This is a genomic window from Alteromonas sp. AWJ4_197, assembly GCF_056160285.1.
Genome location: NZ_JBSWWW010000001.1, coordinates 22,094 through 48,914, shown reverse-complemented (window position 1 = coordinate 48,914; position 26,821 = coordinate 22,094). Strand labels below are relative to the sequence as shown.

Annotated in this window: 24 protein-coding genes and 1 tRNA gene; 19 read left to right on the top strand and 6 right to left on the bottom strand. The window is 49.9% G+C overall.

Annotated features, from left to right (window positions below; genetic code table 11):
• The first annotated feature begins 46 nt into the window (after positions 1 to 46).
• Together ACXAGC_RS00245 and ilvN are read left to right on the top strand one after the other, a co-directional pair.
• Positions 47 to 1,765, top strand: a complete 1,719-nt coding sequence (locus ACXAGC_RS00245; RefSeq protein WP_119502703.1) for an acetolactate synthase 3 large subunit — start codon at positions 47 to 49, stop codon at positions 1,763 to 1,765.
• Positions 1,765 to 2,262, top strand: coding sequence for an acetolactate synthase small subunit (gene ilvN / locus ACXAGC_RS00240; protein WP_119502702.1), 498 nt, complete (start codon positions 1,765 to 1,767; stop codon positions 2,260 to 2,262). The genes ACXAGC_RS00245 and ilvN overlap by 1 nt, the downstream gene beginning before the upstream one ends.
• 56 nt (positions 2,263 to 2,318) lie before the next feature.
• On the opposite strand, the gene ACXAGC_RS00235 is transcribed toward ilvN, so the two are convergent.
• Positions 2,319 to 3,275, bottom strand: coding sequence for a hypothetical protein (locus ACXAGC_RS00235; RefSeq protein WP_474841390.1), 957 nt, complete (start codon positions 3,273 to 3,275; stop codon positions 2,319 to 2,321).
• 195 nt (positions 3,276 to 3,470) lie between these two features.
• Between ACXAGC_RS00235 and tatA the strand changes: the two genes are divergently transcribed.
• The 7 genes from tatA to hemB are packed head-to-tail and all read left to right on the top strand — an operon-like array spanning position 3,471 to position 9,023.
• Positions 3,471 to 3,710, top strand: coding sequence for a Sec-independent protein translocase subunit TatA (gene tatA / locus ACXAGC_RS00230; RefSeq protein ID WP_119502700.1), 240 nt, complete (start codon positions 3,471 to 3,473; stop codon positions 3,708 to 3,710).
• Positions 3,710 to 4,009: a Sec-independent protein translocase protein TatB gene (gene tatB / locus ACXAGC_RS00225; RefSeq protein ID WP_119502699.1), complete on the top strand. Its 300-nt coding sequence runs from the start codon at positions 3,710 to 3,712 to the stop codon at positions 4,007 to 4,009. Before tatA ends, tatB begins: the two co-directional genes overlap by 1 nt.
• On the top strand, positions 4,010 to 4,768 hold the full coding sequence (gene tatC, locus ACXAGC_RS00220) for a twin-arginine translocase subunit TatC (protein ID WP_474841388.1): 759 nt from the start codon (positions 4,010 to 4,012) through the stop codon (positions 4,766 to 4,768).
• Between the two features lie 50 nt (positions 4,769 to 4,818).
• Complete coding sequence (locus ACXAGC_RS00215; protein ID WP_474841386.1) at positions 4,819 to 5,340, top strand: hypothetical protein; 522 nt, start codon at positions 4,819 to 4,821, stop codon at positions 5,338 to 5,340.
• Position 5,341: 1 nt separating this feature from the next.
• The gene (locus ACXAGC_RS00210) at positions 5,342 to 6,121 is read left to right on the top strand and encodes a TatD family hydrolase (RefSeq protein ID WP_474841384.1); all 780 of its coding nucleotides are present in this window, start codon (positions 5,342 to 5,344) and stop codon (positions 6,119 to 6,121) included.
• Positions 6,122 to 6,129: 8 nt separating this feature from the next.
• A complete protein-coding gene (locus ACXAGC_RS00205) occupies positions 6,130 to 8,028 on the top strand; it encodes a diguanylate cyclase (RefSeq protein ID WP_474841382.1) in 1,899 nt (632 codons plus the stop codon).
• On the top strand, positions 8,025 to 9,023 hold the full coding sequence (hemB, locus tag ACXAGC_RS00200; protein ID WP_349589684.1) for a porphobilinogen synthase: 999 nt from the start codon (positions 8,025 to 8,027) through the stop codon (positions 9,021 to 9,023). The genes ACXAGC_RS00205 and hemB overlap by 4 nt, the downstream gene beginning before the upstream one ends.
• 77 nt (positions 9,024 to 9,100) lie before the next feature.
• Here hemB and ACXAGC_RS00195 read toward each other — a convergent pair whose 3' ends face one another.
• On the bottom strand, positions 9,101 to 10,612 hold the full coding sequence (locus ACXAGC_RS00195; protein ID WP_474841379.1) for a Ppx/GppA phosphatase family protein: 1,512 nt from the start codon (positions 10,610 to 10,612) through the stop codon (positions 9,101 to 9,103).
• A 5-nt stretch (positions 10,613 to 10,617) separates the two neighbouring features.
• Positions 10,618 to 11,901: an ATP-dependent RNA helicase RhlB gene (rhlB, locus tag ACXAGC_RS00190; RefSeq protein ID WP_119502692.1), complete on the bottom strand. Its 1,284-nt coding sequence runs from the start codon at positions 11,899 to 11,901 to the stop codon at positions 10,618 to 10,620.
• A gap of 100 nt (positions 11,902 to 12,001) precedes the next feature.
• Between rhlB and trxA the strand changes: the two genes are divergently transcribed.
• The 4 genes from trxA (at position 12,002) to ACXAGC_RS00170 (ending at position 18,319) form a co-directional block, all read left to right on the top strand.
• The gene (gene trxA, locus ACXAGC_RS00185; protein ID WP_119502691.1) at positions 12,002 to 12,328 is read left to right on the top strand and encodes a thioredoxin TrxA; all 327 of its coding nucleotides are present in this window, start codon (positions 12,002 to 12,004) and stop codon (positions 12,326 to 12,328) included.
• A 423-nt stretch (positions 12,329 to 12,751) separates the two neighbouring features.
• Positions 12,752 to 14,017 (top strand): transcription termination factor Rho, encoded by a 1,266-nt coding sequence (gene rho / locus ACXAGC_RS00180; protein WP_119502690.1) that lies wholly within the window; start codon positions 12,752 to 12,754, stop codon positions 14,015 to 14,017.
• Positions 14,018 to 14,183: 166 nt separating this feature from the next.
• Entirely contained in the window at positions 14,184 to 15,479 is a 1,296-nt protein-coding gene (locus ACXAGC_RS00175; RefSeq protein ID WP_119502689.1) for an amidohydrolase, read from the top strand.
• A gap of 38 nt (positions 15,480 to 15,517) precedes the next feature.
• Positions 15,518 to 18,319, top strand: a complete 2,802-nt coding sequence (locus tag ACXAGC_RS00170; protein WP_474841375.1) for an ATP-binding protein — start codon at positions 15,518 to 15,520, stop codon at positions 18,317 to 18,319.
• Here ACXAGC_RS00170 and nhaA read toward each other — a convergent pair.
• Both nhaA and ACXAGC_RS00160 read right to left on the bottom strand, forming a co-directional pair.
• Positions 18,298 to 19,536, bottom strand: a complete 1,239-nt coding sequence (gene nhaA / locus ACXAGC_RS00165) for a Na+/H+ antiporter NhaA (protein WP_474841373.1) — start codon at positions 19,534 to 19,536, stop codon at positions 18,298 to 18,300. The genes ACXAGC_RS00170 and nhaA overlap by 22 nt on opposite strands.
• 4 nt (positions 19,537 to 19,540) lie before the next feature.
• Complete coding sequence (locus tag ACXAGC_RS00160) at positions 19,541 to 20,419, bottom strand: LysR family transcriptional regulator (protein ID WP_474841371.1); 879 nt, start codon at positions 20,417 to 20,419, stop codon at positions 19,541 to 19,543.
• Between the two features lie 209 nt (positions 20,420 to 20,628).
• Here ACXAGC_RS00160 and purE point away from each other — a divergent pair, with 209 nt between their 5' ends.
• From purE to ACXAGC_RS00130, 6 genes are all read left to right on the top strand, one after another.
• Entirely contained in the window at positions 20,629 to 21,120 is a 492-nt protein-coding gene (gene purE / locus ACXAGC_RS00155; protein ID WP_119502685.1) for a 5-(carboxyamino)imidazole ribonucleotide mutase, read from the top strand.
• Positions 21,117 to 22,262, top strand: coding sequence for a 5-(carboxyamino)imidazole ribonucleotide synthase (locus ACXAGC_RS00150; RefSeq protein ID WP_474841368.1), 1,146 nt, complete (start codon positions 21,117 to 21,119; stop codon positions 22,260 to 22,262). The genes purE and ACXAGC_RS00150 overlap by 4 nt, the downstream gene beginning before the upstream one ends.
• Before the next feature lie 60 nt (positions 22,263 to 22,322).
• Positions 22,323 to 22,398, top strand: a tRNA-Thr gene (locus ACXAGC_RS00145).
• Positions 22,399 to 22,519: 121 nt separating this feature from the next.
• Positions 22,520 to 22,999: a copper chaperone PCu(A)C gene (locus ACXAGC_RS00140; RefSeq protein ID WP_474841366.1), complete on the top strand. Its 480-nt coding sequence runs from the start codon at positions 22,520 to 22,522 to the stop codon at positions 22,997 to 22,999.
• Between the two features lie 125 nt (positions 23,000 to 23,124).
• Positions 23,125 to 23,598, top strand: coding sequence for a Dps family protein (locus ACXAGC_RS00135; protein ID WP_119502683.1), 474 nt, complete (start codon positions 23,125 to 23,127; stop codon positions 23,596 to 23,598).
• 14 nt (positions 23,599 to 23,612) lie between these two features.
• A complete protein-coding gene (locus tag ACXAGC_RS00130) occupies positions 23,613 to 24,707 on the top strand; it encodes a PQQ-dependent sugar dehydrogenase (RefSeq protein ID WP_474841364.1) in 1,095 nt (364 codons plus the stop codon).
• Positions 24,708 to 24,784: 77 nt separating this feature from the next.
• Here ACXAGC_RS00130 and ACXAGC_RS00125 read toward each other — a convergent pair whose 3' ends face one another.
• Positions 24,785 to 26,710 (bottom strand): aminotransferase class V-fold PLP-dependent enzyme, encoded by a 1,926-nt coding sequence (locus ACXAGC_RS00125; protein WP_119502681.1) that lies wholly within the window; start codon positions 26,708 to 26,710, stop codon positions 24,785 to 24,787.
• Between the last annotated feature and the right edge of the window lie 111 nt (positions 26,711 to 26,821).

The window sequence follows — 26,821 nt, the reverse complement described above, 5'->3', positions numbered from 1 at the left end:
TTAATAAGGTTACGAGACACAAATCCATAATACAGGAGATTTGACTGTGAAAATGATGTCAGGCGCTGCCATGGTGGTTGAAGCGCTAAAAGATGTGGGAGTCACACATGTGTTCGGTTACCCCGGTGGTGCCGTTTTAGACATTTACGATGCGCTGTTTGCGCAGGATGATGTCAAACATGTCCTCGTACGTCACGAACAGGCGGCCGCCCATATGGCGGATGGTTATGCACGTTCAACTGGCAAAACCGGCACAGTCCTCGTCACCTCAGGTCCGGGCGCAACCAATACCATTACCGGTATTGCTACTGCGTACATGGACTCTATTCCTATGGTGGTATTGTCCGGTCAGGTAATGTCATCACTCATTGGTGAGGATGCATTCCAGGAAACGGATATGGTGGGCTGTTCCCGCCCCATCGTTAAACACAGCTTTCTGGTAAAACGGGCTGTTGATATTCCTGAAGCCATTGCCAAAGCCTTTTATATTGCCAACTCCGGCCGTCCGGGCCCTGTAGTGGTTGATTTGCCGAAAGATATTGTAAACGTTCAGGATTCCCATCCGTACGTATTCCCTGAGTCAGTGGCTATGCGCTCGTATAACCCCACTGAAAAGGGCCATATGAAGCAAATCAAAAAAGCCGTTGCTTCTATGCTTAAAGCAGAACGTCCGGTGATGTACGTGGGTGGTGGTGCTGTTGCCTGTGAGGCATCCGGTAAAGTTATTGAGCTGGCTGAGAAGCTGAATGCACCGGTAACCTGCACGCTGATGGGGCTTGGCGCTATGCCGGGTACCCATGAACAGTTCGTTGGTATGCTGGGTATGCACGGTACGCTGGAAGCCAACAAAACCATGCACAATTCAGACTGCATTATTGCTCTGGGTGCCCGTTTTGATGACCGTGTTACCAACAACGTTTCAAAGTTCTGTCCTCATGCTGAAATCATTCATGTGGATATTGACCCTGCGTCGATTTCAAAAACCATTAATGCGCACATTCCGGTTGTTGGCAGTGTGGATAAAGTGCTTGATCAGATCCTTGAGCAACTGGCTGATGTGGATTTCTCCGGCCAGAAAGAAAAGCTCAGCGACTGGTGGCAACAAATCACCCAGTGGCGCGGCCGTGAGTGTCTGAAGTACGAACAGGGCGATACGGTAATTAAGCCTCAGCGTGTTATCGAAGCCTTGTACAAGCACACCAACGGTGATGCGTACGTCAGTTCTGACGTGGGTCAGCACCAGATGTTTGCTGCTTTATATTATCCTTATAAAAAGCCCCGTCAGTGGATCAATTCCGGTGGTCTGGGCACCATGGGCTTTGGTTTACCGGCAGCCATGGGCGTACAGTTCGCACACCCTGAAGCGACCTCTGTGGTTGTAACCGGTGACGGCAGTATTCAGATGAATATTCAGGAACTGTCTACCTGTTTGCAGTACAACTTACCGGTGAAGATTATATCTCTGAACAACCGTGCGCTGGGCATGGTACGTCAGTGGCAGGATATGATTTATAAAGGTCGTCACTCACATTCTTACATGGACTCAATGCCTGACTTTGTGAAGCTGGCAGAGGCCTATGGCCATGTAGGTATCAAAGTGGATCGTCTCGATGAGCTCGACGCCGCGATGGAAAAATGTTTCAGCTATACCGACAGACTGGTATTCATGGACATTGCTGTAGACCAGAACGAACACGTTTATCCAATGCAAGTGAAATTCGGTGCAATGGATGACATGCGCCTGAGCAAAACGGAGCGAACCTGATGAGAAGAATTATTTCAGTATTAATGGAAAACGCGCCGGGCGCACTGTCACGTATCGTGGGCGTTTTTTCACAACGTGGATATAACGTTGATTCACTGTGTGTTGCCGCAACAGACGACCCCAGTTTGTCACGCCTGACCATTACCACTCACGGTGATGATAAAGTGATTGAGCAAATCACCAAACAGGTGAACAAACTCATCGACGTGCTTAAAGTGGTCGATTTAACCGACGGCACCCACGTAGAACGTGAACTGATGTTGATTAAAGTGGCTACACGGACTGAAGAGATCCGCGCTGAAGTGAAGCGCACCAGTGATATCTTCCGTGGCAGTATTGTTGATGTAAACGGCAGCAATTACACCATTGAAATCACAGGTACATCAGACAAGCTGGATGCTTTCGCGTCTGCAATGGGTGAATGTGCAGAAATTATCGAATCATCCCGCACCGGCGTATGCGGATTAGCCCGCGGTGAACGTGCGCTGAGACCATAAATCAGCGGTAGTAAAAAGAACGATAAAACCGGTATCGCCCTGTGATACCGGTTTTTTTATGCCCCTTTGCCGTAATACACTTCCACCCGTAAAGCCAGCCCGTACGAAGGTTTAAAATCTTCTTCCTTCAGCCATAAAACAAACGGTTCTATTTCGTAAAACAGCCAGTCACGTGTGGGATTCATGCGGTAGCGGAAGCTGGTGTACACCTCACTGAGCTCGTTTGACGGTTTTGTCAGTCCTTCTGTAAAAAGGGTATAAATAGCAGCGGAATGTGAAGTCAGCGGTTGCAGATATTGCAGTTCGTGCCGCCACAACCAGTCTTCGCGTTCATCGCGGTAGTAATAACGGTTGTTGAAGCGGAATACATGGTCGTCGTGGCTGAGATATTGAAATGTTGCTCCTATTTCAGCACCCAGTCCGTCGCGGTTGTAATAATAGGTTTCAGCGTCGTAAAACAGGGCGACTGTATCGGAGAGCGGCGCCATATCCTGAAAACGGGCTTTCGCATAAATTTGCCCCCGCCGTCCGGTACCAATCCGGTACGACATTCTGGCATTGTCACTGGCACGGTAACGCAGGGCGATGGTTGTGTTATCGCGGTTCCGGGCTACCGGGTCTCTTGCCGCTTTAATGGTATTTTGGTTATCGTTATCTTCGTTATCGCTGAGAACCAGGTCTACGCGGTCTTCCAGCGCCGGCAGTTTTACCCGAATCCGGAAACGTAAATCCATTTCACTGAGGTCCCGCGTTCTGGGTTCCCAGCCCAGGCTCACCCGGCCTACGGCCCTGGCATCACGGTAAGCGTCACTGCCTTCCAGAGCAAAAAAGCTGTCGAGTTGCCGTGCGGTGTAGTCCATGGAGCGGGTAAGCTCCTGTTGCCAGTTATCGAACCAGAGTTTTTCATCTGTACCGGCTTCTGCCAGCTGGCTTTGTTCAACCGGAAGACGCTCAACGTCTCCGTCTGACAACCGGGGCAGTGCAACACACAGTAACAACACGATACATGACATAAATTAATTCAGGGTTTCAGACCCGGGCTTCCTATCCAGTTTTTAGCATGAAGTGAAATCAGGCATTCGTCAAAAGTTTAAATAAGTATAAAAACGTAAAGATGAAACGGTTCACCTCACAATTGTAAATTATGTCGTGAAAGGTTCTTATAGCGGTGGCATACTGTGGGTCTTGATGTAAAGGAGATTTTTTTGATGGGTGGAATTAGTATCTGGCAATTGCTGATTGTTTTAGTGATTGTTGTTCTTCTGTTTGGCACCAAGCGACTCAAGAGCATTGGCTCCGATCTGGGTGGTGCAGTAAAAGGTTTTAAGAAAGCAGTAACTGATGAAGAGTCAGATGCTGATTTCTCACAGGAAAAGCGCGTTGAAAACAAAAACGAGGCGCAATCTGTAGAAGCAGAGTCCAAGGCAGACGTTAAAGAAAAATCCTGATGTTTGACATTGGCTTCTGGGAATTATTGGTGATTGGAGTGCTGGCACTGCTTGTGCTGGGGCCGGAACGTTTACCCGGCGCAATGCGCTCCACCATCAAAACAGTGCGCAGCGTGCGTAATATGGCAACAGGCTTCAAGCAGGAAGTGGAACACCAGTTACGTGTGCATGAATTGCATGAAAATCTGAAAAAGGCTGAGCAACAGGGCCTCAAAGATATTGCGCCGGAACTTAAAGAAAGCGTCGATGAACTCAAAGATGCCGCGAAGTCCGTGCAGGAACCTTATAAAAAGAAGTAAATGTCTGACGCTAACTCTCTTATCTCGCACCTGATTGAGCTGCGAAACCGTGTCTTGCACGCACTGGCAAGTGTGCTGCTGGTGTTTTTGTGTCTGGCGTATTTCGCTCAGGATCTTTACCGTCTTCTGGCTGAGCCTTTGCTGAGCACGATGCCGGAAAACACATCCATGATTGCAACGGATGTTGCATCACCGTTTTTTGCACCGTTTAAACTTACGCTGGTACTGTCATTTTTCATTGCTATTCCCTATGTGCTTTATCAGGTCTGGGCCTTTGTCGCGCCGGGCTTATACAAGAATGAGAAAAAGCTGGTCGCGCCGCTGTTATTCTCAAGCACACTGCTATTTTATGCGGGGATGGCTTTTGCCTATTTCGTGGTTTTCCCTATCGCCTTTGCGTTCTTTAACAGTGTGGCGCCTGAAGGGGTAACCGTCAGTACAGATATTTCCAGTTATCTGAACTTCGTACTTAAATTGTTTTTCGCATTCGGAGTGTCATTTGAGATCCCGATTGCCATCATATTGTTATGCTGGACAGGCGTGACCGATGCGGCAACGCTGCGGGCTAAACGTCCTTACGTAGTGGTCGGTGCCTTCATACTGGGCATGCTGCTGACACCTCCGGATGTTATTTCCCAGACATTACTGGCAATTCCAATGTGGTTCTTATTTGAAGTGGGCGTCATCGTCGGTGGATTTTACGCAGGTAAAAAAGAAGATGATGAGGACGAGCAATCGTCCGACTCTGAGTCAGTTTAGCTCAGACAGATCGGGACAGACGATCTGAAGATGACAAGTAAGGAATAATAATGAAATCAAAAATAAAACTGGCCGGTGTGGCCCTCATTGGCGCTTTATCATTTACGGCGCAGGCTGAAACCGTTACTGAAGCCATGCAGGCTTGCAAGAACGAAAAAAACGATCTGAAACGTCTAATTTGTTATGACGCCGTTGCCGGTTCAATGAACATCTATGCCGGCGCAGGCAAGTCTGTTGATGACATTGCCGGCGAGCAACCCAAGCGTCAGCCGGTAGCCACTGCCAGCAAGCCACAAATTACGGAAGATGACTTTGGTCTGGAAGCACAGCGTCTGGCGGCAGAGAATCTGCCTGAAAATATGTCCGGTACCATTACGGATGTGTCGACCAGCCCGCGGGGTGACTACATAATCACGCTGGATAGCGGTATGGTCTGGCGTCAGACTTCCGATGATGTGAACTACAAATTCCGCAAAGGCGATACCGTATTGGTGGAGCGTGGTGCACTGGGTGCTTTCTATCTGAAGAAGTCCGGCGCCAGTGGCAGAATTGGCGTACGCCGGATCAAGTAAGTTGAAATGGTTCGATGCCGGCGTCAACCTCCTTGACCGCCGGTTTAATCCCGACGACATTATCGCCCGCGCTGTAGAAGCGGGGGTTGATAAACTTTGTATCATCACCACTGAGCCCGCTGAGTGGGATGATGCAAAAGCGCTTTATCAACGTTACCCTGAACACCTTTGTTATACCGTAGGTTGTCACCCGCATAACGCTAAGGTTATGACAGAGGATGACTTTACCGGTCTGGAGCAGCGCCTTGATTGTCCGGGGGTTGTTGCTGTAGGTGAGTGCGGGCTCGACTTTAACCGCGACTTTTCCCCCCGTGATGTTCAGGAATCCGTCTTTCGCCGGCAACTGGCGATTGCCGTCAAACATAATAAGCCTGTCTACCTTCACGAACGTGATGCTTTCGCACTGCAACTAGATTGTCTGGACAGTGTTGAAGGGCAACTGGCCGGTGGCATCGCCCATTGCTTTACCGGAAACCTTGACGCCATGCAGGCCTATCTCTACCGGGGTCTTTATATTGGTATCACCGGCTGGGTCTGTGATGAAAAACGTGGCGGAGATTTAAGACAAGCGGTGAAGCAGTTACCCCTTAGCCGGTTAATTCTCGAAACCGACGCGCCTTATTTATTTCCGAAAAATCATCGTCCGAAGTCAAAAAATAATGAACCTGCTTTTATCTCATCAATTGGTAGGTATTTGGCTGATTTGACAGAAATAAGTTATGAAGAGTTGGCACAAAACAGTTATGCTAATACTTGCAGGGTATTCAAAGTTGCAAGGTAGAATAATAAATGCAATTGAACACGGGGATGGTCCGCCGGTACGATGAGTGGCTGATCGCAATAACGCTGGCCGTTGTTGCCTTGTTTCTTTATGTTGTGCAACCCTACATCCGCGCCGACGACCAACAGCAGCGCATTTCTGAAATTCGTTATACTTCCTCAGCAGCATCTGCTTTTTCCATTCAAAGTTATTCCGAAATAGCCGCAGTAGACTGGACGCCTGTGAGTAACCCGGTAAATCTGGGCATGCAGGACGGTGTATACTGGTTTAATTTCTCTGTCAGGCGTGATGCACTTTTATCTGAAGAAGCGTTACTCGAAGTGGCTTATCCGCTACTGGACAACATAGAAGTCTCTTTTTTTACGCCCGAACAGCACGGCCCGGTGGCAACTCTCCACGGCGGCGATGCGTTGTCGTTTACAGAGTGGGATATACGTCACCCCTCCATGTTATTTACCATCCCGGCGGGCTATGCACAGCTGGATGTGGTGCTGAAAGTGAAAACTTCAGGGGCAGTAAGATTGCCTGTGCGTGTGTGGAATAAAACAGAATTCATCGAATATACATCCAGCCTGAGTCATCTGATGGGGGCATTCTTTGGTTTCCTGCTGGCCATCGGGGTAAGCAACTTTTTCTTCTTTCTGACCACCCGCAGTGCCACATTTTTACTTTATACGGCTTACGTCATTTCGCTGTCGCTGACGCTGGCGACTCTGAACGGTCAGGCCTTTGCGTATTTGTGGCCGCAGTGGGGCTGGTTTGAACAACGGGCCGTCGCTATTTGTGCCAATGCCGCCATTATGTTTGCCATGCTGTTTTCCCGCTCCTTACTGGAAGTCTCTTCCCATAGCCGGAAAATTGATAAAGCACTGAAAGCGGTGGCAGCCCTGTTCGGGTTAAATATCATTGTCAGCCTGTTTCTGCCCTATGCATGGCTTATCAAAGTGTTTCTGGTAATGCTGGGGCTGGTGGTAATTTTTACCCCGGCCATCGGTATCCGGCTTGCCATGCGGGGGCACACCATTGCCAGGTACTATTCTTTTGCCTGGAGTATTTTGCTGGTCAGCGGTTTATCTGCCAGCCTTGATAATCTGGGGGTATTCAGCACCAGTATACCGTCCAATTATTTGCTGATGCTCGGAGCGTCAGTAGAAACGTTACTGTTGACGTTTATTATCGCCATTGGATACAGCCAGCAAAAAGAAACCGCCTTTGAATCGTCCCGTAAAGCCCTTGAGCAGGAAAAACTATCTGCACAGGCGCGGGAGGATTTGGTGGAAATTCAACGCCAGTATGCCGATGAAATGGAATACAAGGTGCAGGAACGTACCCTGGAACTGGAAATTGCACTGCGCGAATTATCACAGGCCAACGAAGAACTGGAGCGCCTTAACAGCATCGACTCACTGACAGGGATCCGTAACCGCAGGCACTTTGATAAACGCTTACTGGCAGAGAGCCGGCGCAGTCGTCGTGAACAAACTGAGCTTAGCCTCGCAATGATTGACATCGACCACTTCAAGTCGGTTAATGACGAGTACGGACATGCAGCGGGTGATGCCTGTATTTGTCACGTTGCCCGTTTACTGCAATCACAGTTACGCCGTTCGTCAGACGATGTATGCCGCTATGGCGGTGAAGAGTTTGGCATTATTTTGCCTAACACCGACATTGAGGGTGCCCGACAAGTCGTGGAATCCATGCGCAGAATGATTGAGCAGACGCCGGTTGAAATTGACGGGCAGGTTATTCAGCTGACGATGAGCGCCGGTGTTGCATGTGCCGTTATTCAGCGTGAAGCACACGAACTCGATTTACTGAAGTACGCAGACAGCCTGTTGTACCGCGCTAAGCAAAACGGGCGGAATCAGGTTGTCGCGGAAATCTTTTCTGGAGAATCATCATGACATTTTCACCTTTCCCGGCAAAAAGAATGCGCCGCCTCAGAAGTCAGGACGCATTGCGGGATATGGTCGCAGAGCACGTGCTCACGGTAAAAGATCTGATTTACCCTGTATTTGTTCTGCCGGGCAAAAACCAGCGGGAAGCTGTGCCTTCCATGCCGGGCGTCGAACGTTTATCTGTGGATTTATTGGTGGAAGAAGCCGGTAAGTGGGTCGACCTTGGGATCCCCGCTCTGGCGCCTTTTCCGGTTACGCCTATGGAGCTGAAAACTGATTGTGCGAAAGAAGCGTGGAATCCGCAGGGACTGGCACAGCAGGCACTGCGTGCGTTAAAAGACGCTTATCCGCAACTGATGCTGATGTCTGATGTGGCACTGGATCCGTTTACTTCCCACGGACAGGACGGCATCATCGACAAAGACGGGTATGTGGTAAATGATATTACCGTGGATGCGCTGATAAAGCAGGCCTTGTCTCATGCTGAAGCCGGCGCTGACATTGTGGCTCCGTCGGACATGATGGATGGCAGAATTGGTGCCATCCGCAATGCCCTTGAAGCTGACGGCCATCACAATACCTGTATCATGGCTTATGCTGCCAAGTATGCGTCAGCCTATTATGGCCCTTTCAGGGACGCTGTAGGCTCTGCTGCGAACATTAAAGGCGGGAACAAGAAAACCTATCAGATGGACCCTGCAAACAGCGATGAAGCTATTCACGAAATTGCCATGGATCTGCAGGAAGGGGCAGACATGGTTATGGTGAAACCCGGCATGCCGTATCTGGATATTGTCCGTCGTTGTAAAGAAGAGCTGAAGGTGCCGACTTTTGCCTATCAGGTAAGTGGCGAATACGCTATGCACAAGGCGGCGTTTGCTAATGGCTGGTTGAAGGAAGATGAAGTTATTCTGGAATCGCTGCTTGCATTTAAGCGGGCCGGTGCAGATGGCATTCTGACTTACTTTGCGCCGCAGGCTGCGCAGTTACTTAAGGGCTGAATGTCTACCGCCCGCTGACACATCTGAGAATGCCGGCCTGATACAGGGCCGGTTTCATTGCGCCCGGTAAATACCGGTCACAGGCAATGCAGCTTCCAACCCGCCCGGTGTTGTAACCAGGTTTCGTTGGCCAGCTCAGCGTTAATTAGCGGGTGGGCTGCCAGCCAGCCCTGCGGCAGGATCAGTGTCCAGTCATCACCGTCCACTTTCAGTTCTACCTCCGGAATGTGCTTGTTCTGACGACGCAGACACAACACAACGGCAATTCTTAACACCCGTAACAAGCCCTCCAGCATTGGCCTTACTTCTTCATGGTAATGAGAAAAAGTGTCTGACTTGATTGCGAGACGGTGACATTTTACCAAGTCCCGTATCGCCACACGCTGTAATTTGGTGTAACCGGGCAAATCGATATACGTCAGCAGGTAGGCACCATGCTCATGATGCTTTTTAAACTCAACATGCAGGCCGATTTCATGCAGGGTTGCTGCAGCCCCCAGCACGGCTTCAGTATCAAGGTGGCACAAACTGGTTTGCGCACATAACTGGTGACACAGGCGCAGTGCCAGTCCCCGTACTGACTCAGCATGGTGGCGGTCGATGTGAAACCGCTTCATAGTATGATTCAGGGTCTGGCTGCGGCGGTCATTTTCCTGCAGGTTGTCCAGCATGCCATAAATCAGTCCTTCCCGCAGTGCGCCGCCGGAAATATTCATATCACGGATTTTCAGGCGCTCGAACAGGGTGATCAGAATCGCCAGGCCACTGGGGAAAATCGGCTTGCGGGACTCTTCCAGTCCTTTGATGTTCAGGTTGTCGATATGACCACAGGCGATACATTCATCACGCAGTTTATACAGGTAATCAAGGCGGATAGCATCGCTGATCCCCTGTGCGACCAGGATTTCTGTGATGGCTTGTGGTGTACCTGATGCGCCCAGACAGTTATGCCAGTCAAAGCACAGGAAGGTATCAGCCACGCTGTCCAGAAGGGCGTTGGCTTTCTGTTGTGCTTTATCGAAGTTGGCCCGGGTGATTTGGCCTTTAGGGAAGTGCCGTTCCATGAACGTGACGCATCCCATATCCAGACTGACCAGGTGGATAGGGTGCATATCATTGCCGATGATAATTTCGGTGCTCGCGCCGCCGATATCAATTACCAGGGAATTGCCCTGATTCGCGGAAGTATACGCAACCCCGAGATAAATCTGCCGCGCCTCTTCTTCACCGCTGATGACTTCCAGCTTGTGGCCCAGAATGGATTCTGCTTTGTGGATGAAATCCGCTGCATTTACTGCCAGACGCAGTGTTGCAGTTGCGACCACTTTTACATTGGAACGGGGGATGTCCTGCAGGCGTTCGGCGAATGTCTGTAAACACTGCCAGCCACGCTCCATGCTGACTTCATCCAGTTCCATATCGTCATTTAAACCGGCAGCCAGCCTGACTTTCTGTTTCACTTTACCGATGATTTGCACACTGCCGTTCACGACATGCACCACCACCATGTGGAAACTGTTGGAACCCAGGTCCACGGCGGCGTAGTACTCGCCGTGAACAACCGCATCATGTTGAAGTTCTGGCTGCATAGATTTTACTGGTTTGACGGTTTCTTATTGTTGCTGTTACGGCGACTGTTTCCACGACGGGACGAATTCCGGTTAGTCGGAGTACGCCGGCGACGGGGTTTCGGTGCAGTCACATCATCCAGTAATGCAGTTCTGTCAAATTCGGTAACAGGAATGGCATGCTGAATATATTCTTCAATCGCTGGCAGGTTCTGTGCGTACTTTTCACAGGCGAAGCTGATAGCGGCACCGCTGGCTCCGGCACGGCCCGTACGACCAATACGGTGAACGTAATCTTCCGCATCGTCCGGCAGGTCGTAATTAAATACGTGGGTCACTTTATCAATGTGCAGACCACGGGCGGCAACGTCAGTGGCAACCAGGATATCAAGATTGTTCCTGGTGAAGTCTTCAAGGATCGACAGACGCTTTTTCTGCGGTACATCGCCGCTTAAAAGGCCTACGCGGTGACCATCAGCTGCCAGCCAGTCGTTAACCCGCTCACAACCGCTCTTGGTGTTTGCGAAAACAATGGCTTTATCCGGCCATTCTTCTTCCAGCAGAGTAAGCAGAAGAAGCATTTTATCTTCATCTGACGGGTAGAACAGTTCTTCAGACACCCGGGTGGCTGTTTTGCGTTCCGGTTCAACCTGCACGTGAGTAGGGTTGTTCATATGCTCATAGGCCAGTTCCTGTACGCGGTAGCTCAGCGTTGCTGAGAACAGCATGCTCAGGCGTTCAGTGGCAGCAGGCATTCTGCGGAACAGGAAACGGATATCTTTAATAAAGCCTAAATCGAACATGCGATCCGCTTCATCGAGTACGGCAGCCTGAATATTATCCAGCGAGAACACACCTTGTTTGTAGTAATCAAGAATGCGTCCTGTCGTACCGATAATAATATCTACCCCTTCTTCTAGCGATTCGCGTTGACTTTGGTATCCTTCGCCCCCATAAATGAGACCAAGTGACAGTCCGGTGTGCTCGCTGAGCGGCTTGGCATCATTATAAATTTGAACCGCAAGTTCACGGGTAGGTGCCATGATGATGGCGCGCGGTCCGGATTGACTACTGGCGTCATTTTGCGCTTTTTCCAACAGATGGTGGAAAGTTGCGACAAGAAATGCCATTGTCTTGCCCGTACCGGTTTGTGCCTGACCGGCGATATCCAGTCCCTCTAGCAGGGGCGGCAACGCAAGTGCCTGGATTGGAGTACAATGAGTGAAGTTTGCAGACTTCAATGCCTCAACAACTTTGGTATTGATGGGCAAGTCGGAAAAATGTGTTTCAGTTAAATGTGTTGTTTGCATAGCTTATAGCTTATCTGTGCTTGCATTAAAAAACGGTTTCTTATAACACTAATGGTAAAGCTGAGACAAATCAGCAGCAGACCAAATATTGGAGAAAAGAATGAGCGACAAAATTATCAAGTTAACTGACGACAAATTTGAAGCAGATGTTATCAATGCTGCTGGTCCTGTGCTGGTTGACTTCTGGGCCGAGTGGTGTGGCCCTTGTAAAATGATCGCACCAATTCTCGAAGAAGTTGCGACCGAGTTTGATGGCAAATTAACAGTTGGTAAGTTGAATGTCGATGAAAATAATGAAACGCCACCAAAATATGGCATTCGTGGCATCCCAACTTTACTACTGTTCAAAAACGGTAATGTTGCCGCTACAAAAGTTGGCGCACTGTCAAAAACTCAACTGACAGAGTTCCTGAACGAAAACCTTTAATCGTTAACGGAACATCCGAATCAGAAAAACCTGCCGGTCTGCCGGCAGGTTTTTTTATACTCTGTTCTTCTGCAATTTGATCCATCTCAACAACCGGTAATGGACATAACAGCATATTACCGCTATCACTTATATAAGCTGACAATGTAAACCTTCACATCAGTGAACGTGCGACAACTTTGTCTGTCAGATGCTGCTGTATGTGCCGGTTAGTGCAAAGTAAATATCGGGCATTAAAGTTTTTTTAACAATTGCGGCAAAAAAAGTGGACGCTCCTCAATTAAGGTGCTAACGTTTGGATATATGCTCAAACCGAGCAGCGTTCTGCTTAAGTCCGACCCGGACAAACATCTATTCCAACTATTTTTTTAATTTAGGGGCTAACGTCCCGTAAGCGAAGTCCAAGCACAAAGACCCACCAGTATGAATTTAACCGAACTGAAGAATAAACCAATTAGCGAGTTGGTTGCCCTGGCCGAACAGATGGGCCTGGAGAACATGGCTCGTGCCAGAAAACAAGACATCATCTTTTCAATCCTGAAAAATCACGCCAAAGGCGGTGAAGACATTTTCGGTGATGGTGTACTCGAAATTTTGCAGGACGGCTTTGGCTTCCTGCGCTCAGCAGATTCTTCTTATCTTGCCGGGCCCGACGATATCTATGTATCACCCAGCCAGATTCGACGTTTCAATCTTCGCACCGGTGATACGATTTCAGGAAAAATCAGACCACCCAAAGATAGTGAACGCTACTTTGCCCTCCTGAAAATCCGCGAAGTTAACTTCGACAAACCAGAAAACTCCCGTAATAAAATCCTCTTCGAAAACTTAACGCCTCTGCATGCAGCCGACCGTTTGCGTATGGAAAGGGGTAATGGTTCGTCTGAAGATATTACAGCCCGTGTTCTGGACCTGGCGTCGCCAATCGGCAGAGGTCAGCGTGGTCTCATCGTTGCACCGCCTAAAGCCGGTAAAACCCTGTTACTGCAAAACATCGCACAGTCTATTGCTGCAAACCACCCTGAGTGTGAACTGATGGTTCTGCTGATTGACGAGCGTCCGGAAGAAGTGACCGAGATGCACCGTCTGGTTCGTGGTGAAGTGGTTGCATCAACCTTCGATGAACCGGCCAGCCGTCACGTACAGGTTGCGGAAATGGTTATCGAGAAAGCCAAACGCCTTGTTGAGCACAAAAAAGACGTGGTTATCCTGCTGGATTCCATTACCCGTCTGGCCCGTGCATACAACACCGTTATTCCTTCATCCGGTAAAGTTCTGACCGGTGGTGTGGATGCTAACGCTCTGCATAAACCTAAGCGTTTCTTCGGTGCGGCACGTAACGTTGAGGAAGGCGGCAGCCTGACCATCATCGCTACAGCGCTGATTGATACCGGTTCTAAGATGGATGAAGTTATCTACGAAGAGTTTAAAGGTACAGGTAACATGGAACTGCATCTGAACCGTAAGATTGCAGAGAAACGTGTATTCCCTGCTATCGACTTCAACCGCTCAGGTACCCGTCGTGAAGAGCTGCTGACCAGCCAGGACGAACTGCAGAAAATGTGGATCCTGCGTAAGATTGTTCACGAAATGTCTGAAGTCGACGCCATGGAATTCCTCATCAACAAGCTGTCGATGACAAAAACCAATGATGAGTTCTTTGATGCGATGAAGCGTCAGAAGAGCTAAATCCTCCCGGGTACGAAAAACGGCGCCTGCATGGCGCCGTTTTTGATTCCGCATTGTTTGTTGTTTATCCCGCCTCAGCCGCATACCGGCGGGAGTGTTGTAAAACTGATTTTAAATTGGTGCAGATTCAGATAGGGTAAATATTCTTATAATAAGGAATATTAACATGCACACACGACTCCTCTCCGCCGCAGTCATGCTGGCGTTTTCTTCATTTTCACAAGCACAAACTGATGTGGCTGCGATGGCAGATAAAATCGAGCCTGAAGTGATCAAATGGCGCCACCATCTGCACGAAAATCCTGAGTTATCAAACCGCGAATTTGAAACGGCAAAATACGTTGCAAAGTACCTGAAATCTCTTGGACTGGAGGTTGAAACCGGTGTTGCCAAAACCGGTGTGGTGGCTGTGCTTGACAGTGGCAAGCCCGGACCCGTGGTTGCCCTGCGGGCAGATATGGACGGCCTGCCGGTGCCGGAAGAGAACGAGCTGCCATGGCGTTCAAAAGCCAAAGGTGAGTATAACGGTAAAGAAGTACCGGTAATGCACGCCTGCGGTCACGACACTCATATGGCCATGCTGATGGGCGCTGCAAAAATTCTGACAGAAATGAAAGATGAGCTGCGCGGTAAAGTGAAATTCATTTTTCAGCCCGCTGAAGAAGGTGCGCCTCCGGGTGAACTGGGTGGTGCTGAAGTGATGGTGAAAGAGGGCGTGTTGAAGAGTCCTGACGTGGACGTGATCTTCGGTCTGCATATCAGCTCGAATCTGGACATCGACAAAGTCAGCTACAAGCCGGGCGGTGCTATGGCAGCGGTTGACCCGTTCAAAATTGTGATCCACGGTAAGCAGGCCCACGGAGCGTACCCTTGGAAAAGTGTGGATCCCATCGTAACAGCGGCGCAAATGGTTATGTCACTGCAAACCATCGTGTCCCGTGAGATCAAGCTGATTGATGATGCTGCTGTAGTAACAGTGGGTGCCATTCATGGTGGTAACCGATCGAATATTATTCCCCGTGAAGTGGAACTGGTCGGTACTATCCGTACGTTAGACAAAGCTGCCCGTGAACATGTTTATGAAGCGATGGAGCGTAAGGTTAAAGGTATTGCTGACAGCATGGGCGCTGAAGCTGAACTGACCCTGCCTCTGGATTACAGTTACCCCATTACTTATAACGATCCTGAACTGACGATGGACATGTTGCCTACGCTGCAGCGTACTGCCGGAAAAGACGGCGCGGTACTGGCCAAAGCAGTAACCGGTGCAGAAGACTTCTCGTTCTATCAGGAACAGATCCCCGGTCTTTTCCTCTGGGTTGGCGGTAAGCCTCTTGATGTGCCGGAAGCGGATTCTCCTGCTCACCACACTCCGGATTTCTACGTCGATGACAAGGGCATGAAGCTGGGTGTTAAATTGCTGACCAATTTAACACTGGATTACATGGCAAAGGCTGATTAAACTTTTCAGTTTCCCTTAATGCGTAGAGTTCATGCGGTATGCGCACATCAGAAACTGTAAAGTGGTTATTGCTGGTACTGTTCAGTGCCGGCCTTAACCTGATACCTCCGCCTTTTATCAGTGGCGGCTTAACAGCATTCGGTTTGCCTGTTGCCGTGTTCATGGCTTTACGTATGCCTGCAGCGCTGTCCATTCCGGGAATCGTTCTGGCTGTGGCGCCGGTGTGGTTTATTCACGGTGTCACACTGCCTGTTATTCTCTGCTCCGGACTGCCTTTTATTTTAGTGCTCTGCAAAAGGCGGCAATCGCCCTGCGAACCACTGAAAACCGGCATCGGGGTTTACAGTTCGCTGGCGGTACTTGTCCTCGCTTTTCAGCAGTGGAGTGAGCAAAACGGCTTTAATACCGCGGCGTTTACCACCGTCTCAGTGACCTGGTTTTGCCTGTTATCTTCGGTGCTATCAGCGCACCTGGCTTACCTTTTTACCCGGCTGGCCTGGCATCCCGGCACATTCAAAAAAGACATTAACTTTAAATATTTGCTGGCTTATTGCTTCAGCGCGTTATTCTTTTTGGCGGTGCTGTGCGTCAGCTATTCGTTTATCCATCAATATCAGCAGCGTCAGAAAAGTCAGATAGAGCTTTATATGGCTCAGCGGCTTCATGTTTTGTCCGGGCAGGTAAAAGATTTTCTCGACACCCATCAGCGGGCGATTAATTTTGCTGCCGGTACGCTCTCTGCCGTGCCCGGTGCTACACAACCCGACGCAGTGCAAACCGGTCGTTTACTGAGCGGGCTGGCTGAATCCAGTCCGGCTTTTCTTACCTTTCTGACGGCCAATGCGCAGGGTGAAATTACCCATGCATGGCCTGAAACGCTGCTGGCGAAAGCTGATGATGCAGGCATGCTTGACGTGTCCGGCCGTAAGTATTTTTCACAGGTCGTCGCCAGCGGGACACCGTACCTTTCAGATGCGTTTCGCGGACGGGGGTTCGGGCAGGACCCTATTGTCGCCATATCCGCACCGGTAACCGGAGCAGACGGTGAAGTCACCGGCATTCTGGAAGGGTCGCTATCACTGTCATCTTTCAATCGTTTCGAGAGCAGTAATATCAACGGCTTTATGTTGCTGGTGGAAGACAGTGAAAGAAAGCTGGTGTATGGCTCAGATGTGCTCAGTGCCCAGCCGTTAATGCCTTCGCCTCTGGGCAATTGCGGCACCGGATGCGATGCACTGACTAAGGTTAATAACGCAACGTGGTTTGTGAGAAGTGTGCAGATTGAGGGCAGCGGCTGGCACGTACGTATTCTTTACAGCTGGCAGCGCTTTTTGCAACTCACCAACTCATCGCTGATTACTGTGCTTGAATTGCTGGCGGTATTTGCTGTGACCGGTTTACTGGCCGGCTTCGCCCTGGCTTCTGTTGTTAACCGCCCCCTTAAAAAACTTATCGGCCAGTTTGAAGCCTTTGATCCTAATAACCGGGACCGGGGAATCGTCCCTTCTGATAGTTTGCCGGTAACAGAATTGCGAAGTCTGGAGTCAGCGTTTGATTCCATGCAGCGGCGGCTGTTCGGTGCCTTTGATGATTTAGAACACTCACGGGAATCTCAGCGCAAACTCAACCTTGAACTGGCAGAACTGAACCGGACACTGGCTTCCCGGGTAGAGGAAAAGACCCTGCATCTGGAAGCTGCTGTGAAACAGGCGGAAGCTGCGAATGTGGCGAAATCTCAGTTTCTTGCCAACATGTCACATGAAATCCGTACACCAATGAACGGTATTATCGGCTCCTGCGATAATCTGCTGGAAGAAGACCTGCCGCGGGGCGCAGCAAGGCGCATTGGCATGGTTGCCCAGTCTGCCTCCAATTTGTTGATGATCCTCGACAGCATTCTCGACTGGTCGAAAATTGAGGCCGGCAAAATGCAAACCGAGTCGGTGAATTTTTCATTGCAAAAAGTGCTGGAAGCTTCATTTCATCTTCATCAGGATGCAGCCATTAATAATGGTGTGACTTCGTCAATGACCTACCTTACGCCACTTCCCGAAATGTTATATGGTGATATGGGGAAACTGAGTCAGGTGCTTAATAACCTGCTGAGCAACGCGGTGAAATTTACTACAGAAGGGGAGATCACCGTTCTGGCCGGCTTTGAAAACGGGCTGCTGACCCTCACCGTTAAGGATACCGGCACCGGCATCGCCCCTGAAAAACTGGAACATATCTTCGAGCAGTTTGCCCAGGCAGATGCGTCTACTACCCGTCTTTATGGTGGCACGGGTCTTGGCTTACCCATCACCAGAAAGCTGGTTGAACTGATGGACGGAACCATAGAGGTGGCTTCAGAACCCGGTGAAGGCACCAGTTTTACCGTTACGCTCCCCTTTGACATCGCTGAAGCGGAGCCTGAGGCAGAGAGTGAGCCGGATGCGTTTATTCCGGATAATCTGAAAGTGCTGGTGGTGGAAGATAACGATATTAACGCCCACATCGTAGTGGACATGCTGAAAAACAAAGGGATCCGGTGCGTACGTGTGGCCAACGGTAAACAGGCCGTGGCAGCGGTGCGTCAGATGCAGTTTCACATTGTGTTGATGGATTGCCAGATGCCGGAAATGGACGGGTTCGAAGCAACCCGAGCTATCCGCGGGCTTGAGTCAGAGAAAGCGGGCATTCCCGTGATTGCACTGACAGCCAATGCCTTCGTGGATGATCAACAGGCTTGTCTGGCTGCCGGTATGAATGCTTATCTGAGTAAGCCGGTTAAGCGCCGGCAATTACTCAGCATGCTGGCGCAAACCTGGAAGACGCACTACGGCTCAACCGGCGGCTGAACATCTCTGGCAGATTTCTGATTCGGGTTACCAATAAACCGTAATGCCAGGTAGCCAAGCAGGCCGGATACCAGTGAACCCGCCAGTATGCCCAGACGTTCATCAAAGGCCTTTTCTGAGCCGCCGAATGCCAGCGAACCGATAAACAGACTCATGGTAAAGCCGACACCACACAACAGGGCACAGCCGTATATATGTCTGAATGACAAATCTTCCGGCAGATTGGCAAACTTCATTTTCACCGACAGCCATGAAAATAAGAACACGCCAAGCTGCTTACCGATAACCAGACCAAAAAATACCCCCAGGGTTACCGGATGAGTCAGTGCGTCTGCTTCCATCTCGCCAAAATTAATACCGGCGTTCGCAAAGGCGAAAAGGGGCAGGATGACAAAACTGACACTGCTGTTCAGGCTGTGCTCCAGATGAATGACCGGTGAATATTCCGGATCCTTTTTATCGCGCATCGGAATAAATGCAGCCAGAACAACACCCGCCAGAGTGGCATGTACGCCGGATTTAAGCATGGCTGCCCACAGTACCAGCCCGATTAATACATAAGGGGGAATGTCGGTAACGTTGCGGCGGTTCATCCAGAAGAGTACGGGTAAACATACAGCCGCTACAATTAATGCAGATAAAGAAATATTATCTGTGTAGAAAAGGGCGATGATGACAATGGCGCCGATGTCATCAATGATGGCCAGCGTGACCAGGAATATTTTTAAACTGGCGGGTACTCTGCTGCCGAGCAGTGCCATGATCCCCAGTGCAAAGGCGATGTCTGTGGCGGCCGGAATGGCCCATCCTTCCACGGCATTTTCAGCACCAAAAGTCAGCGCAAGGTATATGGCAACCGGTATAATCATGCCGCCTACAGCACCGGCAGCCGGCAGTACAATATTTTTAGGATCAGACAGGCCGCCTTCACATACAGCCCGCTTTAGTTCCAGCCCGACATGGAAAAAGAATACTGCCATCAGACCATCGTTAATCCACAGCAGCAGGGCTTTGTCAATTTCGAAGCTGCCGGCGGCCACCGTCACCTTCATATCAAGAAAATCTTTATACACGCCATTTAGCGGCGTGTTGGCAATGATCAGGGCGAGAAGGGTGGCTCCCATCAGAATGATGCCTGCTGACGCATCCCTTTTCAGGAATGACTGTACGTCAGAAACGATTTCTTCAAGGACATTCTCTACGCCCGTTTTTGCCATGTGATTACTCCACGTTTAATAAAGCCTTCTGAAATGCCTGAGCTGCCAGGCTTATCTGACGGTGTTTTACGGTTACAGCCTGCCAGTGGTTTACTAGCGGGAAATCATTGATGTTGAGGACCCTCACACTGTCCGGCGGCGTGTGCGCCAGAGTGTGTTCGGAGAGAATCGCCAGACCCAGCCCCGATGTGACCGCAAGACGAATCGCTTCGTTACTTTCAATAATCATGGAATTCCGGAACACCAACCCTTTGTTGTCAGTGTAATCCTGAATCGCGCGACGCGTACCGCTGCCGTATTCCCGTAGTAAGAATTTATGATTAATGAGGTCTTTTAGATCACAGTTATCCGGGCCGTCATAGTCAGGCGGCGCGATAACAACCAGCTTGTTTTGTAAAAATGGCGTACAGATCAGATTGTCGTCCTGGGGCGGCTGACTGAAAATGTACACGTCATCCCGGTTGTGGCGCATGCGCTCGATAATATCCGCGCGGTTGCCCACCGTGAAACGCACTTCAATATTAGGATGTTGCCGGCAGAACGGGCTTAAAATGGGCGGAACCACATATTTAGCTGTCGTGACGACTGCCAGCTTCAGGGTACCGATTTCCACCCCTTTCAACGCATGGATCTGACTTTCCAGTCTGGACTGAGAGCCCAGCACTTCCTGTGCACACTGATAAACGGCTTCTCCGGCTTCCGTCATTTTCAACTGGCCGTATGTCTGTTCGAATAACGGCATGCCTACAATGCCGGACAACTTTTTGAGTTGTAACGATACGGTGGGCTGAGAAAGAGAAAGCGCCGAGGATGCCGCAGTGATAGAACCGTGATCGACAATGCTCTGGAAGACCTCCAGAAGACGAAATGTCAAAGATTGCATAAAGACTCCCTGGTTCATGCAAATATAAATAATTCACTATTGATAGTAATAAAATATAACGAAGGATCTATTTATTACAGTCTTATCATCGCAGGTAATGTGGGTATTATCAGATTTTATGCTAAAATCGCGTGCTTTCTGATCCGCCTGATTAATTTCACATCAAACAGCGGGTCTTACCAACGTCTCAAACCATGGGGAGTCACACGATGGCTAAAGTTGCTATTGTCATGGGGTCTACGTCTGATTGGCCGACAATGCAAAACGCGGCGAAGATGCTTAAATCGTTCGGAGTGGAATTTGAAGCAAAGGTGGTCTCTGCCCACCGTACACCTAATCTGCTGGTGGAATTTGCCGAAACTGCACATGACGAAGGTTTCAGCTGTATTATTGCCGGCGCCGGCGGAGCCGCGCATTTGCCCGGCATGATTGCTGCCCATACCCATCTGCCTGTTTTTGGCTGCCCCGTGAAATCAAAAGCGCTGAACGGTATTGATTCTTTGCTATCCATCGTACAAATGCCTAAAGGTGTTGCTGTAGGCACACTGGCCATTGGTGATGCCGGTGCCGCTAACGCCGGTTTGCTTGCTGCTCAGGTTGTGGCGTTGCAGGACGAAGCGGTACGGGACGCGGTCATTGCATTCAGAAAAACACAAACAGATACAGTACTGAGCAACGGTAATCTGGAGCTTGATGAATGAGAGTATTGGTGTACGGCGCAGGTCAACTTGCGCAAATGATGTATCTTGCGGGCTGTCCGCTGGGTATTGAAGTGCAGGCTGTTGAAGTCAGTAATGACACGGTTGTACACCCTGTCAGCAAGCGTCCGCTGGATATCAGTCTGGCGCAGGCCATAGAGTCTTCAGATGCCCTGACAGTTGAATTTGAGCACGTGCCGGAAAGGCTGCTTGAGCAGGCCAGCAAAACAGAAAAACTCTATCCGTCCATGAATGCCATCCTGGTCGGTGCAGATCGTGTCAGAGAAAAGCGTCTCCTTGATGCGCTCAATGTACCCAATGCAGCCCATCAGGTAGTCACGTATATCGACGAGCTGGAAGATTGCGTATCGGCACTGGGCGATAAGCTGATCATCAAAGCCAGCCGTGACGGTTACGATGGTTATGGCCAGTGGCGTTTAATGAGCGAAGAGCAACTTCCCGAAATCAAACAGGCGCTGAGTAATCTTGATCTTAAAAAAGTGCCACTGGTGGTTGAAGCCATGGTGAACTTTGATCGCGAATTGTCGCTGGTTGGCGTGCGGGATAAAGACGGGGACATCAAGGTGTACCCGCTGGCTGAGAACCTGCACCACCAGGGGCAGCTGCATGTGTCTGTGGCACCGGCTCCGTTCGTCTCTGAAGCGTTGCAGAAAAAAGCTGAAGAAATTTTCCGCGTGCTGGCTGAAGGCATGAACTATGTGGGCGTGCTGGCGGTGGAAATGTTCCAGTGCAAAGATGAATTGCTGGTCAATGAGCTGGCGCCGCGGGTACATAACTCCGGCCACTGGTCGATGAGCGGCAGCGACACCAGTCAGTTTGAAAATCATCTGCGCGCAGTCACCGGTTTACCGTTAGGGGATACAGAAGCCCGCGGCCCCAGCGCCATGGTTAACATTATTGGTTGCAGCAGCTTTTCCCGTGATCTGTTGAAGATAGCCGGCTGTCATTTGCACTGGTACGGTAAAACCGTCCGTGAAAAGCGCAAAATGGGCCATATTAACGTGACGGCAGCATCCTATGCTGAACTGGGAAGTAAGCTTGAAGAGCTTGGCCAGTATGTACCGTCAGAGTATTTTCCTAAACTGGGAAAAGAAGCGCGTAAACTTAAGCAGATAGAGTCTTGACAGAAAAAATTCTGTCGCTAGAATACGCATCCGCTGTTCGCAGCAAGCTTTAGAGAGTGTGCCGACTTAGCTCAGTTGGTAGAGCAACTGACTTGTAATCAGTAGGTCGCCAGTTCGATTCCGGCAGTCGGCACCATTCTCTCTGCATCCGCTGAAAATTCTTCGTTTTCTTGCAGTAAATCAAACTGCACACTTCCTAAATCAGGTTATCTCTCCTAAGATGGTGTTAAACCAACGTCTTTCACCGGAGCGAAAACGTGTCTGTGCTTTTCAGACTGTCAGTCTGTTTACTGGCATTGTTGTTAACTTCTGCAGCGTCTGCGGCATCACAGTTTGAACTGACAAACACGCAGGCAAGAGCAACCTTTCCGATGGCTGAAACAGCCGCTGTCTACACCACAATCACGAATCACTCAGATCAGCCGGTTACCCTTGTCCGCGCCAGTGTCAGTGAAGATCTGGCCGCACAGGTGCAAATACATTCAACTGTCATGCAGGACGGGATGATGAAAATGCGTCAGTTGCAAGACGGGGTCACCGTCGCACCCGGAGAGTCTGTGGCTATGCAATCCGGCGGTACGCACTTTATGCTGACCGGATTAGTCTCAGGACTGGAAGCCGGTTCAGCTTTTCCCATGACCTTATATTTTAGCGACGGGTCTGAACAGAAGGTGACAGTGCCGGTCGTCAATGCATCGGAAACAATGCATCACCATCATCATGGTAATGATCACTGACCGTGAAAAACGCATAGAAACAATTGAACTTACTAATCTAAAAAATAGATTTTATTTATTTTTATCGATTGCTATTATTGAATCATAACGATTCAAAAACAATTTATTCCACTAAGGAGTGTACGATGAGCAAGATTGATATTGGTATTTCAGAAAACGATCGTTTCGAGATTGCCGAAGGGCTGAAAAGATTGCTGGCAGACTCTTATACATTGTACCTGCAAACGCATAATTTCCACTGGAACGTCACCGGACCACAATTCCGCGAACTGCATCTGATGTTCGAGGAGCATTACACCGAGTTGGCAACTGCTGTGGATGATATTGCCGAGCGCATCAGAACGTTGGGTGTTGCTGCGCCGGGTACCTATAAGTCATTCGTTGAGCTATCTTCTATTGAAGAAGTTGAGGGTGTGCCGGAAGCGTCTGAGATGGTACGCTTGTTAACACACGGTCATGAGGCCGTTGTGAAAACATCCCGCAGTGTGCTGAAGCTGGCACAGGATGCCGATGACGAATCTTCAGCTGCCCTCGTTTCAGACCGCATGCGTGTACATGAGAAAACCGCATGGATGTTACGGGCGATGCTGCCTCAATAAGGTATAAAAATAACATGACGACATCATGGACTAAATCGCTGTGCCTGGCCGCTGTGCTGGGCACAGCTTTTTCTGCTCAGGCGACAGAACTGAATGTAGAAGAACTGACTACCGGCCTCTCTCACCCCTGGGGAATGGCTTTTTTGCCTGACGGTAAAATGGTGATCACCGAACGGGCAGGGAACATCCGTATTTTTGACAAGACTGCCGGCCTGAGTGCCCCGCTGAAGAATGTACCGGAAGTGGCTGCTGTGAATCAGGGCGGATTACTGGGTATCACCGCCGATCCTGACTTTGCAGACAACCAGACCATTTACTTTTGTTACAGCAAACCGGGTGAAGGTGGCAGTAGCAGCAGTGTCAGCAAAGCTAAAATCGCCGGAGACAGCCTGACTGATGTCGAAACCATCTTTTCAGCCTCACCGCTGGTGGATAACGGTTTTCACTTCGGCTGCCGGGTAGCGTTTGATAATGAGGGGCATTTGTTCGTCACTCTGGGCGATCGCTACAAGTACATGAAAGAGGCGCAGAACACCGGTAATCATCTGGGTACGGTGGTGCGGATCTGGCCTGACGGTTCTGTACCGGAAGATAATCCGTTCATCAAAGGTGACGCGCCGCAGGTGTACAGTTACGGTCACCGTAATGTGCAGGGCCTGACAGTTCATCCGCAAACCGGTGAGGTCTGGGCAATGGAGCACGGTCCGAAAGGCGGTGATGAAGTGAATTTGCTCGGCAAAGGTAACAACTACGGCTGGCCGCTGATCACTTACGGTATTGATTACAGTGGTGACATTATTTCTGACAAAACAGAAATGGAAGGCTTGGAGCAGCCCGTTGTTTACTGGGATCCGTCTATCGCACCGTCCGGCATGGTGTTCTACAACGGTGACAAATTCCCTGAGTGGAAAGGTGATTTGCTGGTGGGGTCACTCAAGTTTACGCACCTTCGCCACATTGACATGGAAGGGGGAAAACCCGGCGAGCAGACAGAATATCTCCGTGACAGAAACGAACGTATCCGTGATGTGATTGAAGGGCCTGATGGCTATTTATATTTGCTGACCGACACGCCGGAAGGCAAGTTGCTAAAGGTATCACCAAGGTAAACTGGCTGACTGCTGTTGCCGGCTCTACTCTATAAAGCGAAAAGCTCACCGGACGGTGAGCTTTTTTGTCTGCAGCGCTATTCGCCCTGTACGTATAATTCACCGTCGTATAAGCCCTGGATGGTGAGCTTCTGATTGGCCAGTGAACGCAGATAATCAATATGTTCCTGCTCGATTAATTGTCCCGGCACGATCAAAGGAATGCCCGGGGGATAGGGCGTTACCAGTCCCGCTGCAATACGACCGGCACTTTCCTGCCAGGGAACCGACTCACGTTTGCTGAAAAACGCCGTTGAAGGCAAGGTCACAAGATTAATCGGCGGGATCTTCGCCGGCATCACCGCACGGCTCTTACTGCGGTTCAGGCTGACACTGCCTTCATCCAGTTTCTTCAGCGCATTGTACAGGCGCACAATCTTCGAGCGCATGCCGCCAAGGGTAAGCAGAACCAGGATCGTGCTGTGTGTGAACTTCTCGATTTCCAGACCCACTTCATCCATCAGGAAGCGGTGAATTTCATGGTTCGAATAAGACAAGGCTGAAACGTCGATAAGAATTTTCAGGGGATCATGACCCATATTGTCTTCTTCAAAATGGTCAAAGGCCTGTGCAAAATCTTTTGATTCCAGAATACGGATGCGGCTGAAGCGCGATACCTGCTCCTTAAGTTCCGCCACGTTGCTGAGCAACTCATTCAGTATTTTGTAGCCTTCCATCTCCAGTTGCTGACGGCACACGTCCAGCGATGCAATCAACTGATACTTGGGTGAGGTGCTGGTATGTATGCTGTAAATCTCTTTGAAGAAGTCGATATCGAAATCCGGGTCATTCACGTGAATGAACGACGCCTGAGAGAATGCTGATACCACTTTATGCGCCGAGTGCGTCACGTAGTCTGCACCGGCGTGAATGGCTGAATAGGGTCTGAAATGCGGGTGGAATAAGGAATACGCAAACCAGGCTTCGTCGATGAATACTTTGATACCGTACTGGTGGCCCAGGTCCACAACCTGTTTCAGGTCGGTCAGCAGTCCGTCGTAGGTACAACCCGTCAGCACAATGAGTTTTGCATCCTGGTTGGCTTCAATCACTTCTTTCAGTTGTGACAGTTTCGGCGGTGAGAAAATGCCGTAATCAGGGTTAAAAACGCTGTCCAGATACACCGGCATTGCGCGTGCCTGCACAATGCCGTAGTGCACGGATTTGTGGCAGTTACGGTCGGCGATCACTTTATCGCCTTCACGCAGCAGGGTTTGCAGAATAATTTTGTTGGACGTCGATGAGCCGTTAGTCACAAAATACGACTGGCGGACTTCAAAGGTATTTGCCAGTGCAGACTGGGCACGGCCAATGGCATGGGTACCGTCAGATAAAGAACCCAGCGAGTCAACGCTTACCGACAGGTCGCTGACAAACACATTGCGGCCGAAGAAACGGTAAAAATCACTGATATAAGGCGAGTTACGGAAGCTGGCACCGCCACTGTGACCCGGCGTATGCCAGGAGTCGTTGGCTTCCAGTACATACTCTTTGTAGGCAGTCCAGAATGGCGTTTCATTGCGGTCGTCAAAGTCGTTAATGATGTAGCCGAGGATCGATTCCGGATCGGAGATAATATCGTTGCGGTAGAAAAACGACTCCATGCCGCTGGCCTGGTTAACAATATCCAGTCCCTTAATAGCATCACCCAGCACATAAACCGGTAATTCCGGGCGGATGGCTTTGATGGCCTTGATGACCACCGCATTGTTGTCTACTTTCCCTTTGCCTTCGCCACCGATTTCAAACTGCCTGACTTCGGTATCCCAACTGAATACCACGGCCTGAATTTCTCCGTCGTTGTGAACGGAGTCCAGGGCTGTGGCGACAGAGCTGGCTTCAACGACCGTGATCTCAATGTCTGGCCTGTCGAACAGCTCGGTGGTGGAACGGATGCTGGTGGAAAGCTGCTCCAGCAGCTCTGCTGAGTCTTCAATGATCAGAATTTTCAATTGGGGGAGCATAGTAAGAATAAATCGTTCCTTAAAAGTCGTGGCAGTCAGTGTAACGCTGAACTGTATGGTTGTCAGTCTTGCTTTTGCAGCTAACGCACCCATATCATTGAGCAAATATTC